This window comes from Amycolatopsis sp. NBC_00355 (genome assembly GCF_036104975.1).
GTDB lineage: Bacteria > Actinomycetota > Actinomycetes > Mycobacteriales > Pseudonocardiaceae > Amycolatopsis.
In genome coordinates, this window is the sequence record NZ_CP107982.1 from 6,334,393 (window position 1) to 6,346,900 (window position 12,508).

At 67.1% G+C, this 12,508-nt stretch carries 12 protein-coding genes; 4 read left to right on the top strand and 8 right to left on the bottom strand.

Annotated elements, in window-relative coordinates; translation table 11 throughout:
- Positions 1–3 precede the first annotated feature (3 nt).
- Positions 4–1,770: a GmrSD restriction endonuclease domain-containing protein gene (locus OHS18_RS28560; RefSeq protein WP_328613007.1), complete on the bottom strand. Its 1,767-nt coding sequence runs from the start codon at positions 1,768–1,770 to the stop codon at positions 4–6.
- A gap of 417 nt (positions 1,771–2,187) precedes the next feature.
- The gene (locus tag OHS18_RS28565) at positions 2,188–2,517 is read right to left on the bottom strand and encodes a hypothetical protein (protein WP_328613008.1); all 330 of its coding nucleotides are present in this window, start codon (positions 2,515–2,517) and stop codon (positions 2,188–2,190) included.
- 698 nt (positions 2,518–3,215) lie between these two features.
- On the opposite strand from OHS18_RS28565, the gene OHS18_RS28570 reads away from it, so the two are divergent.
- From OHS18_RS28570 to OHS18_RS28585, 4 genes are read left to right on the top strand one after another with little or no spacing between them, the layout of a single operon-like run.
- The gene (locus tag OHS18_RS28570) at positions 3,216–3,476 is read left to right on the top strand and encodes a hypothetical protein (RefSeq protein ID WP_247058976.1); all 261 of its coding nucleotides are present in this window, start codon (positions 3,216–3,218) and stop codon (positions 3,474–3,476) included.
- A 4-nt stretch (positions 3,477–3,480) separates the two neighbouring features.
- Entirely contained in the window at positions 3,481–3,726 is a 246-nt protein-coding gene (locus OHS18_RS28575) for a hypothetical protein (RefSeq protein WP_323324606.1), read from the top strand.
- Between the two features lie 34 nt (positions 3,727–3,760).
- On the top strand, positions 3,761–6,490 hold the full coding sequence (locus tag OHS18_RS28580) for an FtsK/SpoIIIE domain-containing protein (protein ID WP_328613009.1): 2,730 nt from the start codon (positions 3,761–3,763) through the stop codon (positions 6,488–6,490).
- A complete protein-coding gene (locus OHS18_RS28585; protein WP_328447489.1) occupies positions 6,487–6,894 on the top strand; it encodes a hypothetical protein in 408 nt (135 codons plus the stop codon). The genes OHS18_RS28580 and OHS18_RS28585 overlap by 4 nt, the downstream gene beginning before the upstream one ends.
- A 1-nt stretch (position 6,895) precedes the next feature.
- Here OHS18_RS28585 and OHS18_RS28590 read toward each other — a convergent pair whose 3' ends face one another.
- The 6 genes from OHS18_RS28590 to OHS18_RS28615 form a co-directional block, all read right to left on the bottom strand.
- The gene (locus tag OHS18_RS28590) at positions 6,896–7,201 is read right to left on the bottom strand and encodes a YbaB/EbfC family nucleoid-associated protein (RefSeq protein ID WP_328613010.1); all 306 of its coding nucleotides are present in this window, start codon (positions 7,199–7,201) and stop codon (positions 6,896–6,898) included.
- On the bottom strand, positions 7,198–7,527 hold the full coding sequence (locus tag OHS18_RS28595; protein ID WP_328447485.1) for a hypothetical protein: 330 nt from the start codon (positions 7,525–7,527) through the stop codon (positions 7,198–7,200). Before OHS18_RS28595 ends, OHS18_RS28590 begins: the two co-directional genes overlap by 4 nt.
- The gene (locus OHS18_RS28600; protein ID WP_328613011.1) at positions 7,524–8,108 is read right to left on the bottom strand and encodes a hypothetical protein; all 585 of its coding nucleotides are present in this window, start codon (positions 8,106–8,108) and stop codon (positions 7,524–7,526) included. Before OHS18_RS28600 ends, OHS18_RS28595 begins: the two co-directional genes overlap by 4 nt.
- The gene (locus OHS18_RS28605; RefSeq protein ID WP_328613012.1) at positions 8,108–9,307 is read right to left on the bottom strand and encodes a putative T7SS-secreted protein; all 1,200 of its coding nucleotides are present in this window, start codon (positions 9,305–9,307) and stop codon (positions 8,108–8,110) included. The genes OHS18_RS28600 and OHS18_RS28605 overlap by 1 nt, the downstream gene beginning before the upstream one ends.
- Positions 9,304–9,813: a hypothetical protein gene (locus OHS18_RS28610; protein WP_328613013.1), complete on the bottom strand. Its 510-nt coding sequence runs from the start codon at positions 9,811–9,813 to the stop codon at positions 9,304–9,306. Before OHS18_RS28610 ends, OHS18_RS28605 begins: the two co-directional genes overlap by 4 nt.
- Positions 9,814–9,952: 139 nt before the next feature.
- A complete protein-coding gene (locus OHS18_RS28615) occupies positions 9,953–12,439 on the bottom strand; it encodes an endonuclease/exonuclease/phosphatase family protein (RefSeq protein ID WP_328613014.1) in 2,487 nt (828 codons plus the stop codon).
- Positions 12,440–12,508: the final 69 nt, after the last annotated feature.

Sequence of the window (12,508 nt, forward strand, 5' to 3'; positions counted from 1 at the left end):
GCCTTACGACGTTACTCGGACTATTTGTTCAACAACCAGCTTCTTGCGTTCACTAAGAAACTTGTCGTAGTCGTTAGCAAACAGGCCAGACGAATCGTCTGACGGAAGGAGTTGCGAATCAAGAATTGTTGTCAATTGCTCCTGCCCAAGAGATTCCTCAATCACCTCGAAGTATTTCGAGGGGCCAGTCCTGCCAAGGCGCTGATTGGTAGTCGAGTCGATCAGTGCGCGATTGAGGATCAACTCAGAAGGCGCATCCTTCGCACCAAATTCTTGCAAGAAGGCTTTCGGAAAAACGTGATGAGCATCAATTGAATCTTTTTGAAGTGACTCGGAGACGATCTGTGAACCGGTATGAAAGTCACGTGCGCCGGCGCTTAACGTGAGGGCAATGACACCCTTATAGAGAGCTTGAAGGTTCACCTTCGCAGTGTCTAGGGTCTCACTGGGGACCACGAAGTCCGCAACAGCCTCAGGGGGAGCCCCTTCCCCTGTTAGCCACCCTTCGATGTCGACAAAGTCACGACCGGCCTGACTGTTGCCACCCTGGTCATAGTTGCGCATAAAGACGGAACACCAGAAGAAACGGCGAAGCTTTGCCTTTGCTGCGGCTACATTCGCTCCGCTCTGCTCTTCAACCAGGGGCCAGGCAGCCGCCAGCGGTACAACCAACATAGAATAAGGGAGCCACTTAGGGCTTAAGACGCCACAGTCTGTTCGAAGCATGGTGAGGGCCTTCGCTGCTCCGCTGACAACTTCCGGCCAGTACTGATTGAACTCAGCAGGGCCGAGTTCAAGTACGTCGCTCCGCTGCGCGGAAGCGGTAGGCCTGCTTACAGCAGACGTCTTTCGCCACTTTGCTCGCGTGGAGTTTAGGGTGACCGCTTGCAATAAGCTGTAGGGGTCAATCTTATATTCGATCAGAATAGGATGTTTCTTCTTTGCCTTCTCCCATGCCCCACGCAAGTCGATCCCCGCAGGCCAAAACCTCGCGGTCAACAGTTCGAAGACCGTAAGCTTAATGCCGGTGCGATTGAGTGTTTCGAAGATTCGACAAACCGCATCCAGAGGAGTAGAGCCAGGGAGTTCGACGACCGGAAAGCGGTACTCGCGAATCGGACGCAAGTACTCTTTTATGAGCTTCTGAACTCGCTTCCGCTCCGCTTTTTTGTCAGCGTAGATGTCAATATTTTCGATCTCGTCGACCCAATCTTCGATTTCGTCGCCACCCACCAAGCTGAGCGGAAAGAGATCCTGTTCGGCTTCTTCTCTACGATCGGCAGGTGGACGCTTAGCCTTTGTTCTCGCTTTGACCTCTCGGTAGACAATTACGTCGTCTAGCCGGCTCGCGTCTAGCTCTTCAGATCCTTCCCGGTGTGCAATCTCAAGTTTCTTTAGGTCCGCGTAGAATAAGTGCAAACCTTCCCCGGCAAGAGCTTGGATGATTGCTGTTAGTCGTTGCTGGCCATCCAAGACGAGGGCTGGATTCTTCTTCATTTCGACTTCGTAGCCCTCAAAGGCCCGCGCTCGAATCTGATTATCGTCTTGCTCCCAGAAGAGCAATGTTCCCGCTGGGTATCGGGCGATGATCGACACGAGAAGCTTTTGGGTGTCGGCTGGATCCCATACGAAACTTCTTTGGAAGTCGGGCAGCGCAAGACGCCCTCTGTCAATCTCGCCAAGTATGTCTTTGATCGCGGGCGTCGTCGGAGTTGCCCATGTTTGACCGTCGCGCGGCCCAGCCAACGGCCGTCGTCCTTCAGTCGCCACTTCAACTCCTAACCGCTGCGTTCAAAGTAACAAACAGCTTAGCGCTCACTTGGCCATAGCGCTTGCGCACGGTCGCGTCGACGGGCCGTGCTGGATGACTACGGCCGCTGCGTAGACACCGCCTGGGAGATGATCTGTGCGGTCGCGCGTGAGGCCATCGGCGGTTCGCAACCGTGTGCGCGACCACCTTCACGACTTGAATCCAGTTAGGCAGAAATGTGGGAAGCATGTTCGCGATGGCCGCCACGCTTTTCCTTACGCCACAGTGACAGCGCAAGATAAACAGCGCTTACCGTGCCCACCGGCGCAACCCCGTTCCTTCGGCTTCTACCCAGTGAGCAGCATCACTCACCCGCAGAGGATAGTCTTTCAGCTCGCGACCCGGACCCTAGGTAGCCACCGCGCCACACGGAGCGGTCACTCGTCGGCCGCCGGCACGTGGGCACCCCACCGACGGCGCGCATCGTCAAGAGAGTTGTCAAGCCACGTCACGTTGTCGTAGAAGCGCCAGTCGACCATGTCCTTGATGTTGATCAAGACTTGTTCGACGGAGTCGTAGCTCAACCAGCCGAACACTTCGACCAAGTACACGCCGGGCGAGGGCTCCGCCACGACACACCCGCGCCACCCGCGTGCAGCGTCGGAGTAGAAGTACGAGCCGACAAGCGAGTTCGGGGTCAACTTCGTGTGAGCAAGGTCACTCAGGCGGTTGGCCGCCTGCTCGCCAGGGACGGACTGGGAAGTCATGACCCTAGCTTGGCGCATACAGGCTCTGTCACCCCAACGGACAGGCCCCGAACTTAGTCTCAGTTCTAGTCTCGTTCACTCCAGTCCGCCGAGGTCCACCTAGGGACACACAACGCCCTGACCTGCAGGTCGCAGCCTGTCGGACCCTCGCGTACGGCGCTGCGCAGACTTGGAAAGCGTGTTGGGTTCACGCCCTCGCAGGTTCGAATCCTGTATCCTCCGCACTTGATCAGGCGAGACGCCGAGCAGCCTTCACGGGCCGCTCGGCGTTTCGTCGTTCCGGGCCCGGAACCCATTCGGCCACCAGGCCTAACGTGAGTCGTCTTCACCAAAACGAACTGAAGTTTTCTGCGTGGTGGCAGGGAGTTACGGACAGGGCTGAGCGCAGCCCGTCGATCAGTCCGCGATAGTCTTCGGCCAACCTCGACCGCCCGCGTTCAGAGAGGCCCGAAGTGGCACGAAAATCGCTCTGAGCTGGGGCAACGTAGGTCACCGACGCCAGTGTGCGGCAATTGTGCCGGGTTGACCCCCGCACGCACCGTGATCGGCCAGGCCCCGGACGTTCCTGCGTCCGGGGCCTTGCTGATTCCGGGCTCGCGATCACTGGGCATCATCAGATGATCACGGTGAGTCGCTGGATCTGTTTCAATAGAAATCCGTCCCCGCAAGACCAACCAGACTCGAGGAGTAGAGGCCCGATGGCCGGAGTCGAAGAGATCCGCGCTGGCATCGCGCTCGCCAACGAAAAGGCGTCCGCAGGCATCGCCGCCCTCCAGCAAGCAGCGCAGTCTCTCGAAGAAGCCCAGCAGTCGCTCTCACAGGCGACGCAGGGCAGCAGCCAGCACGAAGTGAGCCAGGCCCACGGCTTGCTGGCCCAGGCACTGCACGACATCAGCGGCATGCAGAGCACCATCCAGGCCAGCATTTCGTCTGCCGACTCGTACTCGGCGCGTCTCTAGCCGGATGACACTCGCCGAACTTCACCAGCTGCTCACCGCGGTCGTGGCCGGGCTCGCCGACGCGCGCGCCCATTCCGAGCGGGCCACAAGCCTGCTCGGGGAAGCCCGGCAAGCTCTGGTGGATGCCCAGGCCAAGGCCGATCCCTGGCTCCCCTCGCAGTACGCGCAGGCCGGCGAGGGGCTGGATCAGCTCCTCGGCCGGCTGGCCTCCGCCGAGGATCTGGTGAGCGGATACCGGTCGCGCCTGTAATCCTTTCCGGGACACCTTTTTCTTGGGGACGCCGATGGCCAACAAATCAGCCGAGCAACGCAACCGCGTCGAAACCGCACTCGACCGGGTCCGCCATCAGATCGGGCTGGTGCTGGGAGCGGCGGCCGGAGCCCGTCAAGCCGCCGAAGCCGACCTGGCCAAACTCGAGCTGGAGCGCGACATCGTCCGCGTCGGCATGAACCACGCCAGCGCCGAGCAGCAGAACGACTGGTCCCGCCACCCCGCCGCGCACGAGGTCTTCGGCGCGCTCGGCTCGGTCCGCAGCGCCTACTACACGGACTGGAGCCAAGGTCCGTCGACGCTGCGTGAACTGGTGGCGCAGAACGCACCCGGCCCGGCCGGGCAACCGGCGGGCGAGTGGCTCGGCCGCGTCGGCCACAACGCCGGCATCACCGCGCCCGGTTTGTGGCGCGTCGGTTCCGCGACGGCGGCCGGCGGGGACGCCACCCGCACCTTCGACGTCGCCGTCCCGCTGCTCGACGAGTCGCACCTGGCGATCACCTCGGCGCCCAAGACCCGGCCCACGATCGACGGCATCGTCCAGAACCTGCTGATCCGCGTGCTTTCGACGTTCGAACCCGGCGCGGTGCGCATCCACCTGTGGGACGTCGGGCAGCTGACCGCGATCCTGCCGGACCTCTACCCGCTGAGCCGCACCAGCGCGCTCTCGCTGTACGACCCGGGCCGGCTGGAGGACCTCCTCGACGAGCTGGCCGGGCACATCCGCCGCATCCACGCCACCGGGATGCAGGCGGGCCACACGTCGTTGCGGGAGCTGCGGAAGGCGCAGGGGCAACGGATCGAGCCGTTCCGCATCGCCGTGCTCTACGGCAACGGCGAAACCCTCGAGCCGGAACGCGCCCGCGACCTCAAGCGCGTCGCGAGCGGCGCGCTGGCCGCCGGGATCTGCCTGATCATGATCGACGTGCCGACCGCGGTCAGCGCGTCGGTCGAAACGCTGAGCCTGACCGACGACCGGCACGCGATCAGCAGCATGACCGGCACCGACCTGCTCGTCGACCTCGATCCGCCGATGCCGTCCGGCCAGGTCATCCGCGCGGCGGGCAAGATCGCGGACGCGCTGATCGCCAAGCAGGGCGGGCCGCGGTCGTTCGACGACCTGCTCCCGCCGGAGCTCGGGCACCACAGCTCCGCGCGCGAACTCCGTGCCCCGGTGGGGTTCTTCGAAGGCGAACCGGTCGAGGTCGTGATCGGGGACGCGAGCCCGCACGCGCTGATCGGCGGGCCGTCCGGGTCCGGCAAGACGAACTTCCTCTACGCGCTGCTCGGCAGCCTTTCGGCGCGCTACGCCCCGGACGAGCTGGCGCTGTACCTGCTGGACTTCAAGGAAGGCGTCTCGTTCGCCGGCCTGGCGCCGGGGCGCAAGGACCAGACCTGGCTGCCGCACGCGCGGCTGGTCGGCGTCAACGTCAACACCGACCGCGAGTTCGGCCTGGCGCTGCTGCGGTTCCTCACCGACGAGCTGCGAAGGCGTTCGTCGGCGGCGAAGGAGCACGAGGTCACCAACCTCGCCGACCTGCGCGAAGCCGACCCCGGCGGGCACTGGCCGCGGATCGTCGCGGTGATCGACGAGTTCCAGTACCTGTTCGCCGGGCGCGACCAGGTGACCGCGACGGCGACCCAGCTGCTCGAAGACATCGCCCGCCGCGGCCGGTCGCAGGGCATCCACATGGTGCTGGCGAGCCAGGACGTCGCCGGGATCGAGGCGTTCTGGGGCAAGCCGGCGGTGTTCGAGCAGTGCACCCTGCGGATCGCGATGCCGAAGGCGCGGCGGGTGCTGGCCGAGACGAACAACGCGGCGGTGTCGGCGCCGAAGTGGCACGCGGTGATCAACCACGACTCCGGTATCGCGCACGGCAACCAGCTGTCCCATGTGCCGGACGCGAGCACCAAGAACGTGTTCGTCCGGCTGCAGCACCGGCTGTGGGACGAGTACCAGGGCCGCTTCCCGCGGCCGCGCCTGTTCGACGGCGCGCACTCGCCTTTTCTGGAACAGTTCCCGGCGTTCCTCGACCTCAAGCCGACGTCCAAACCGCGGGCGCTGCTGGGCCAGTCGATCGACGTGACCGAAGCGGCGTGCGGCGTCGAACTGCCCCGGGCGCCGGGCCGCAACGTCGCGGTGCTCGGGTCCGCCACCGCCGAGGCACTGTCCATCATGGACTCTTCGGCGCGGTCGCTGTCCCGGCAGTACGACCCCGGCGAAGTCGAGTTCCTGCTGAGCTGCCCGATCGAGGCGTGCGCCCCGGCCGCGCTGGAACTGACCGAGCGGCTGCGCCACGACGGCCACGCGGCGACCCTCGTCGACGACCTGACGGGCGTGCTCGAGTCGATGACGGGCGCGATGTCCGGCGGCGCGAAGATCCTGCTGCTCTACGGCGTCGACGCGGCCCTGCCTTCACTCGAGGCGAAAGCGGTCGGGCAGCTGAAGAGCGGGCTCGACCACCTGCGCGTGATCCTGAAGCAGGGCCCCGGCCACGGCATCCACACGATCGGCTGGTGGCGCAGCATCGCCCGGCTCAAGGACACCCTCGGCTTCAACGGCAACGACGACATCGGCGCCTGGGCGGCCTTGGACGTCCAGGGCAACGAGCTCGCGCCGTTCGCCGCGGGCCAGGTCGTGCACTGGTCACCCCGCCCGGGCCGCGCGTTGTTCTTCGACCGGACGACGCACGGCGCCCCCGAAGTGATCATCCCGTTCCAGCGTCCGGAGAACGCGTCATGACCGACGACGGCGCCACCGCGGCCATGCGGTACAAGGAAATCATCGCCCTGTCCCGGGGCTCGGCGGAGAACCTGCGCGCCTGGGAACTCGCGCGCGCGGAGTCGATCGAGGCGGAGATCGAGGAAGCGACGAACGCGATCGCCGTCGCGGCCGAGCGCGAAGAACGCGCGGCCGAGCGCGCGACGCGCTGGTGGAAGATGGCACTGCACAACATCCAGGACCTGACGTGGCTCCCCCCGGGCGACAACCCGCGCCCGGTCACGACCGCCCGGGCGGCGTACCTCGAGCGGTACCTCGAGGAGGTCAAGCCGAGCTACCAGGAGCTGGTGCAGGCGGTCCTCGGCTTGGGCTGGCGGGCCAAGCGCGCGGCGGCGAAGCGCGGGGTGGAACCGCCGCAGGCCTAGCTCAGACGTCGAAGACGGTGTCGTAGGGCTCGTCATCGCCTCCTGGAACCTGTCGACGCCGCGGCTGTTGCGACGCCGAGGCGGCTTCCCGAATCGCCGCGGTGATGGCCTGGCCAAGGGTGACGGCGTCGAACCGCATGGCCTCCGGCGCGAGCCGCACCTCACTGATCGCACCGCCGGGCCCGGCGACCACGGTGACGACCCGGTCCGGCGAGGTTCCGCTGAGCAGGCGCTGGTTCTCGGCCTTGCGCTCTTCGATCTGCTTGAGCTGCCAGCGCAGTTCCTCGATCAACTGCGGATTGCTCAAGTCGGCCTCCGGAACGTCGGCGTGAAGCGGTGTGGTGCGTAGACGAATTCGTAGTACTTCCCGAACCGGTGCACGATGAGCCCGTACCCCCGGCTGCCGGCGACCCGGACGAGATCGGCGTGGTCCAGGCCGTTCTCCTCCATCCGGAGGTAGACCTGCCGTTCGCCGTTGAGCCGCACCGCCAGTCGCGCCATCTGTTCTTCCCGTGGTTTCCGGGATCGCGCGAACCGGATGATGGTGAACGTCATGCCGACGCCGATGAGCCCGCCCCAGACCACGTACGCGGCCACGGACTTCAGCGTTTCGGATCCGGCCGCCACGATCACCGCGGGCCTCCGTTCTGCTGCTCGCTGCGCAGGCTCCAAGCCACCTTCGCCGTCGCCTCGGCGACGGCGGGCCAGGCGTCCTCGGACTCCGCGACCACCGCGAGGATCACCACGGATCGCCCATCCGGCAACGGGATCTGGTACTCCGCCTTGATCTGCGTGCGCACGTCCCGCTCCGGAAACCGGTATTCACCGCCGCTGATCGCGACCACGGCCGGGCCGATCGGCAGCCGTACCGGATGCGCCACGGCGCGTGGATGCCGGACCCGGTACTCGGTGACCATCGCCGCGACGACGGCGTCCGGGTTCCCGGCGTGCTCCGGCCACTGCGCCATGCCCAGCGTCAGGGTCGCGACGTCCCCCTGCCGCGGTCCGACGGCGAACTTGCCGAACACGCGGATACCGTTGGCCTGCATGGAGGGCACCAGCGCCATCAGGTAACTGCCGAACTCCTCGATGCTCTTGCCCGCTCCGGACGCCAGGTTCCCGGCGACGGTCCAGGCGTGCCCGCGGTTCATCTTGTCGTCACTGCCCACCGGCATCCCGGCGAACCCGGGCGGCAGGTCGATCTGCAGCGGCATCAGTTCCACACCTCGTCTTCCGCCCGTTCACGACGACGGTCAGGCGCGTTGTCGGCTGCTGTCCCCGCATCGACGGCGTTCCAGTACGCGACCCCGGCCGGCGAAGCCGCGACCACGCTCCATTGGCCGGCGTTCTTCGGCACCCAGTACTGCTTGAGGTCGCCGATCGGGCCTTCGAACTCCTTGCCCATGCCGTCGGCGGCCAGCTCGCCTCCCACCTGTTCCCCGAGCAGTCCCCAGCCGGCGAAAGTGGCCGCTTTGGCTACGGTTTCCGATACGCCGGGAACCACACCTACCAGCGAAGTGACCGCGCCCAGGGCATCGAACGTCAGGGTCTCAGGAGCCACATCGGCACCGGCTGCCTTCGCCACCAAGTGGCCCTCCAGAGCCCCGACTCCCAATCCTGTGGCGATCGCACCCATGACGATGTCGGCGGGCTCGGGCAGGAAATCGCTGACGATGCCGAGCATGTTGCCCAAGTCGCCCGTGACATCGGAGACCTTCGAGATCACCTCGGCGTGGTCCTGGACGAAGTTCCAGCCCTCCTCCACCGAGTCGGCCAGCGTGTTCGACAGGTCGGTCAGTGCGCCGCCCACGGCGTCGCCCAGCTTGTCCAGCAGGTCCGGCTCGTCCGGCGCCAGCTCTTTCGCCTTCCGCAGCAGCTCGGCGACCCGGCCCGCGGCGTCGGTGTGCTCGGTCAGCAGCTGCTTCGCCGCGTCTTGGACGTTCTGGCAGCCGTCGAGCGCGTTCTCGAGCTGCTGACCCGCGTTGTCCAGCAGCCGCTGCGCGATCTGCAACGACGGCCGGTCCGGGAACGTCCGGTTCGCCAGCGCGAGGTCGGGGTTCGCCCGCGCCTCCTCCGCCGCGCGCGCCGCCGCTTCCGCGCGGGCTTCCAGGTCCGCCGCGCGTTTCTGCAGGTCACCGAGGTCGCGGCACCACGCGTCCAGCGCGTCGGCAGCTTGCCCCATCGACTTGGCCGCGCCGTCGAGGTACCCGGGCAGCGGTCCGACGCGCCGGGTGAACGCCTCGCTCGCTTCGCCCTGCCAGACACCCTGATTGGTGACGATCTCGCGCAGCGAAACGTTCGCCTCGGCGAGATCGCGGCTCACGACACGGTATTTGCCGGCCAGCTCGGTGACGCCGTCGAGATCGCCGGGCGCCGGATCGAAGCCCAAAGCCGGGAAGTCGCGGGCGCTCATCGGCCGAGGCCGTTCAGGAGGTCGGTGATGCCACCGGTCGCACCGCCACCGACCGGGCGGTTGCCGGGCTCCGCCAGGCCGTCAATCCCGGCGACGTCACCCGGGTAGCCCCCGCCGACCGGGCGCTCGTCCGGGTCCGCCGGCTCCCCCACACCCGGCATCCCGCCGGTGATCCCGCCACCCACCGGCCCATCACCCGAGCCGAACACCGCGGACCCGAACTTCCCCAGCTTCCCGCCGAACTCGGCCTCGATCTGCTCGTACTTGCCTTTCGCCTGCCTCAGCCGCTCCGTGATCCCGGCAGCCGCGTCGCCGAGGCGCCCGATGCCGTAGCCCCACGCCTCCTCGAACTCCACGCCCGCCCGGCCCAGGTCCGCGTGGCCGAGGGAACCGAACGCCCCGCCGCCGCCGAGTTTCCTGTTCGCGTCGGCCATCCTGTCCGCCGCCGTGCCCAGGTCGTCGACGAGCTTGCCCAGCTCCTCGACCTTCACCGCGTAGCCGTCCACGCCGCCCCTCCCTGTGGTCCCCGTCGTCCAGTAAGACGACCGAACACGCAGAGCGGTTTCGGAGTCACCCAATGTCACCCGAAGGAGGCATGAGAAAGGCCGCCACCGGGCAACCCCGATGGCGGCCTTCCAAACTGGATCACGGCTGCGGGAAGTACTTCCCGAGCAGCTGCTCCAGGTAGTCGAGCAGGTCGTACAGCGCGTCCTGGATCGCATTGCCGGTGCTCGGCCGGAACCGGATCACCTGCGGGTCGTGGTCACTGGCCTGGTCCGCGAACTCCGCGTTGATGTGGACGACGTCGTAGTCCACCCCGCGCGGCGCCTTCGACGCCAGGATGTGGTCCAGCACCTGCGACTGGCCCTCGAAGACGTAGCTGTAGCGCTCCGCCTCCGGCACCGTGGCGATCAGGTCCTTCAGCGCGCCACCGGCGGTGAGCGTCTGGACGGCCGGCGAGAACGGGTAGTCGTTCAGGTCGCCCGCCACCACGATGTTGGCGTTCTTGTCGGCCGCCAGCAGGGAGTCGACGAACCCGCGCAGCACCGTCGCCTGCTTGGCCCGCTGCACCTCGGAGCTGCGCACCGGCGGCTGGTTGCGGCCGTGCGTCGGCTGGTCGCCGCCCTTCGAGTTGAAGTGGTTGGCGATGACGAACACCGTGCGGCCCTGGAAGACGAACTCGCCGGCCAGCGGCTTGCGGCTGGCCGTCCAGGCCTCGTTGGCCGGGTCGACGCGCCCCGGGGACGCCGACAGGTGCGCCTTGCCGTGGTCCTTCGTCACGCTGACCGGCGTGGTCGACGTGCCACCCGGACGGTCCACAAAGGACACGCGAGCCGGGTTGAACAGGAACGCCACGCGGATGTTGCCACCCGGCTGGCCGCCGTCCTGGTCGTTCACCGGGTCGATCGAACGCCACTGGTAGCGCGGGCCACCCTTGGCGACGATGGCGTCGGTGAACTTCTGCAGCGTCTGGTCCGCGACGACGACGCCGTCGTCGGTCGCGCCCGTGTTGTCCTGGATCTCTTCCAGGTTCACGATGTCCGGCGTGGCCAGGTGGGTCACGATCGCCTCGCCGAGCCGGTCGTACTTCGCCTGCGAGTCGCTCGGCGCCAGGTTTTCGACGTTGTAGGTGGCCACGGCCAGCTCGCCGGTGCGCTGCTTGCGCGTGGTCTCGGCCTGCAGCCCGTTGTCCTTGTCGGCCCCGAGCACGCTGGCGAACAGCGTGTAGCCGCCGAAGGTGCTGTACTCGACCGGACCGGACGTGACGCCGGTCAGCGCGTCACCGACGTTGAGCTTCGGGAACGGCCGCTGGTCGAACGAGATCAGCGACTGCACCTTGAGGACACCGCTGTTGAGCTTGTCGTAGCCCAGGTAGACGCTGCCGCCGCGGACGGAGCGGTGCTGGTCCGGCTTGGTCGTCACGTACAGCTCGTTGAACGAGTTCGACGGGCCGACGACGCGGGCGTCGGTGACGCTCACGATCTCGCTCTCGTGCGCCTCCCAGAAGTCCAGCGCGTACTTCGCCGGCTCCAGGGGCAGCGCCTCGATGTTCCCGCCGGGTGACGGTGCGTAGGTCTCCGGCACCGTCGTGGGGCTCAGCACGGTCGGCGCGGGCAGCGCGTTGTCGTGCGAGTCGACCGTCCACTGTGCACTGCTCAGCTCGGTGAGCGACTGGTAGACCGACGTCGAGGGCGTGTCCGGGTAGAACTCGCGGACGGTGCCGGTCGCGGTGACGGCGTCACCGACCGCGACGGCCGGGCTGGCCGAGCCGGTGAACACGAACAGGCCCTCACTGGTGCGCGGGTCGTTGTCCGGGGCCGGGTCGGTGAGCCAGAACCCGCGGGACGAGCCGAACGTCCGGGTCGCGGTGACGACGCCGGTCACGCCGCTGACCTTCTGGTCCTTCAGCGGGGAAATCCGCGTGGTGCCCTGGATGTCGTGGATCTTGGCCGGGGTCCCCGGCTCGCCGGGCCCGGTGCCGCCGCCGGTCGTCTCACCCGCGGCGTTGGTCGGCGTCGGGTCGCCGACGGTGAAGTCGGCGGCGTTGTCGTCCGTGTCGGCCAGGGCCGTGCCGCGCGCGACGGACGTCGCGTTGGCCGGCGCGGCCGTCGGGCTGCCCTCGCGCACGGTGGCGGCGCCGAACCCGACGAGGTCCTTGATCCGGGCGTCGGCCGCGCAGTCCGCGGCGGTCTTGCAGGTCAGCGCGGTGGTCCCGGAGACGAGGGCGATCGTGCCCGCGGTCGCCGACATCGCGATCGTGCCGGTCGCGTCCGGCGCGGGCAGCGCGACGGTGCCCCCGGCACCCTTGCCCTCGGCCACCAGGTAGCGCCCGCCCGGCGCGACGCTCCCGGCCAGCTGCGTCACCTGCCAGGTGCTCGACGCGCTCGCCGAACCGGGCAGGTACTGGACGCTGAAACCGGCGAGGCTCGTGGCCGCAGTACCGTGGTTCGCGAGTTCGACGAAATCGTTGGTCAGCGTGGCGCCGGAGTTGCCGCCACCGCCGTAGACCTCGGCGATGACCGCGTCGGCGCTGGGCGTCGCGAGCGCGGCTGGTGCGGCCACCCCGCCGAGCACCAGGCCCGACGCGACGGCCACCGTCAGCGCGGCCTTGGATCTGTGGGTCTTGGTCACCCTGAGTCCCCTTTGTGCTTGAACAGTCGTGGCATAGTCCCCCGAACAGATGAGGAGCAGGAAGACAAA

Excerpts from the sequence above, each read along its gene's own strand:
- OHS18_RS28565 (WP_328613008.1), bottom strand. The coding sequence starts at position 2,517 with ATGACTTCCCAGTCCGTCCCTGGCGAGCAGGCGGCCAACCGCCTGAGT.
- OHS18_RS28570 (WP_247058976.1), top strand. The coding sequence starts at position 3,216 with ATGGCCGGAGTCGAAGAGATCCGCGCTGGCATCGCGCTCGCCAACGAA.
- OHS18_RS28575 (WP_323324606.1), top strand. The coding sequence starts at position 3,481 with ATGACACTCGCCGAACTTCACCAGCTGCTCACCGCGGTCGTGGCCGGG.
- OHS18_RS28580 (WP_328613009.1), top strand. The coding sequence starts at position 3,761 with ATGGCCAACAAATCAGCCGAGCAACGCAACCGCGTCGAAACCGCACTC.
- OHS18_RS28585 (WP_328447489.1), top strand. The coding sequence starts at position 6,487 with ATGACCGACGACGGCGCCACCGCGGCCATGCGGTACAAGGAAATCATC.
- OHS18_RS28600 (WP_328613011.1), bottom strand. The coding sequence starts at position 8,108 with ATGCCGCTGCAGATCGACCTGCCGCCCGGGTTCGCCGGGATGCCGGTG.
- OHS18_RS28605 (WP_328613012.1), bottom strand. The coding sequence starts at position 9,307 with ATGAGCGCCCGCGACTTCCCGGCTTTGGGCTTCGATCCGGCGCCCGGC.